Genomic DNA, 2114 nt, shown 5'->3' with positions numbered 1-2114 from the left:
AAACAAGTATTTTGCAACAAGAAAGAGATTGTCATATCATCCAGCAGACAAACAATTCACTGGTAGTTCGACAACTACATCAACTGCACCACAACCNGTTATACTGGAAACAAGTATTTTGCAACAAGAAAGAGATTATCATATCATCCAGCAGACAAACAGTTCACTGGTAGTTCAACAACTACCGCAACTGCACCACAACAAGCTGCAGAACCTGCAAAACCGAAATCTACATTCCGTACTACACTTCCGGCAGGATTCAAAGCCTAATTCTTAAAGGCATCTAGCACTTCTTGTGCATGTCCTGCAGGTTTTACTTTTTCAAAAACTTTTAGGATTTTTCCTTTTTCATCTACAAGAAAAGTTGACCTGTTTACTCCCATGTATTCACGGCCCATGAACTGTTTCTTGCCCCATACGCCAAACTTCTTTGCAACGTCTTTTTCAGTGTCTGCAAGCAAAATGAATGGAACCTTCATCTTCTCGCCAAATTTCTTGTGAGACTCTTCATCGTCTGGACTTATTCCAATTATCTCTATTCCTGCATTTTTGAATTTCTTATAATCCTGTGCGAATTCTGCAGCTTCTGTGGTACATCCTGGGGTAAAGTCTTTTGGGTAAAAGTAGACCACATATTTTTTGCCCTTGAGATCTGATTTTTTCACGGTTTTACCCTCTGCATCTTTTAATGCAAAATCTGGAACTTTATCTCCTTCTGATAACATCTGAGAGGTACTCCAAATGATCCATACTTATTTTTTGCCTACATATTTCGAATGTTTTATATTGCATGTTCAGAGGTCAAAGTGATTAATGGTTAATCCACGTGCATGGCTTGCAGAAGCAATAGCAACATACGCACTTGTCTTCTTTGGACCTCTGTCTATCATATTATCAGTCGCATACTTTGGCTCAGTTTTAACAATTCCTGCACTTGTAGTCATAGCACTTGCGCACGGCGCAGCAATAGGATTGATGGTTTACACATTTGGTCATGTGTCTGGTGCACACATCAACCCAGCTGTTACTATAGCAATGTTAGTGACAAGACGAATCAACATCAAAGATGGAATTGCTTACATTGTGTTTCAGATAATCGGAGCAATTGTTGCAGCTGCAACACTAAAAGCAATACTCCCTGTACTTGGAGATAAGGTACATTTTGGAACCCAAGGTGGACCTAGTGCAATTTTGAATAATAGCGCGATATCTGGATTTACAGTTGAAGCTATTCTTACATTCTTCTTGGTAACTGTCATCTTCATGACTGCTGTACACAAAAAAGCACCAGCAGGAATGTATGGTCTTGCCATTGGTGGAATGATATTTTTGATACACTTGGTAGGTGTTCCGCTAACTGGAGCAAGTGTTAATCCTGCAAGAACTTTGGGACCTGCAATCATATCTGGATACTGGGACTATCACTGGATTTACTGGGCAGGACCAATAGTAGGTGCAGTTATTGCAGGTTTGGTAATGAACTATATCTTTGTAAACAAGGCTGAAAAAGAAGCATCCTAGATTTTTTCATTACTTTTGAAATGTATTATAACAGGTCTTGATTCAATTTTATTTGTGGACCCGTAGCACAGCTTGGATAGTGNCCCCCGGGCCCGCCACTTTGTTGATTTTTTTTGAATGAATATTTCATCTTAATCAAGATGTCATTGCAGATCTGCAAATAATTGGAGCATGGGATTACAATCTGATGGTATACATAATATGCATGAAAAATAGGATGCATAAGATGCTACATGACTAGTTTACATCATGTTGCAAACATGTAAGGATAATTTACTCAATATTGTAAACACGCCAAAAAAATTTACCACATATTGCAAACATGAATAGAAGAATTTACTAGAAGATTCTAACTATGGCTTTTTACGTATTCGTGATTTCTTTAATGCTGGATAAAATGACATGAGAAAAATTATCATTTCCAAATCTGGTGATCCTTTTTTTATAGAAGATTGTAGTAAAATGGAGTCACGGGATTGATTATTTGTTAAAAAAAATCCTGATCATTACTCTTGTATTACTCATAATCAATTTTACACAAGCTTCTGCTTTACTTGGCACTGGCATAAGTTCTCCTAATGTGAAAGTTGGAG

At 37.6% G+C, this 2114-nt stretch carries 2 protein-coding genes; one reads left to right on the top strand and one right to left on the bottom strand.

All coding sequences use genetic code 11. From position 1 onward, the window contains the following. Positions 1-266 precede the first annotated feature (266 nt). Positions 267-725: a thioredoxin-dependent thiol peroxidase gene (bcp, locus tag DYY66_RS06865; protein ID WP_166287364.1), complete on the bottom strand. Its 459-nt coding sequence runs from the start codon at positions 723-725 to the stop codon at positions 267-269. Between the two features lie 88 nt (positions 726-813). Between bcp and DYY66_RS06860 the strand changes: the two genes are divergently transcribed. Beyond that, complete coding sequence (locus DYY66_RS06860) at positions 814-1521, top strand: MIP/aquaporin family protein (protein ID WP_166287361.1); 708 nt, start codon at positions 814-816, stop codon at positions 1519-1521. Positions 1522-2114: the final 593 nt, after the last annotated feature.

Origin of the sequence: Candidatus Nitrosotalea sp. FS (assembly GCF_011319475.1) — an archaeon.
Lineage (GTDB): Archaea > Thermoproteota > Nitrososphaeria > Nitrososphaerales > Nitrosopumilaceae > Nitrosotalea.
This window is presented reverse-complemented; position numbering and strand designations above follow the sequence as displayed.

Coding starts and splice junctions, on each gene's coding strand:
- bcp (WP_166287364.1), bottom strand. CDS start 725: ATGTTATCAGAAGGAGATAAAGTTCCAGATTTTGCATTAAAAGATGCA.
- DYY66_RS06860 (WP_166287361.1), top strand. CDS start 814: ATGGTTAATCCACGTGCATGGCTTGCAGAAGCAATAGCAACATACGCA.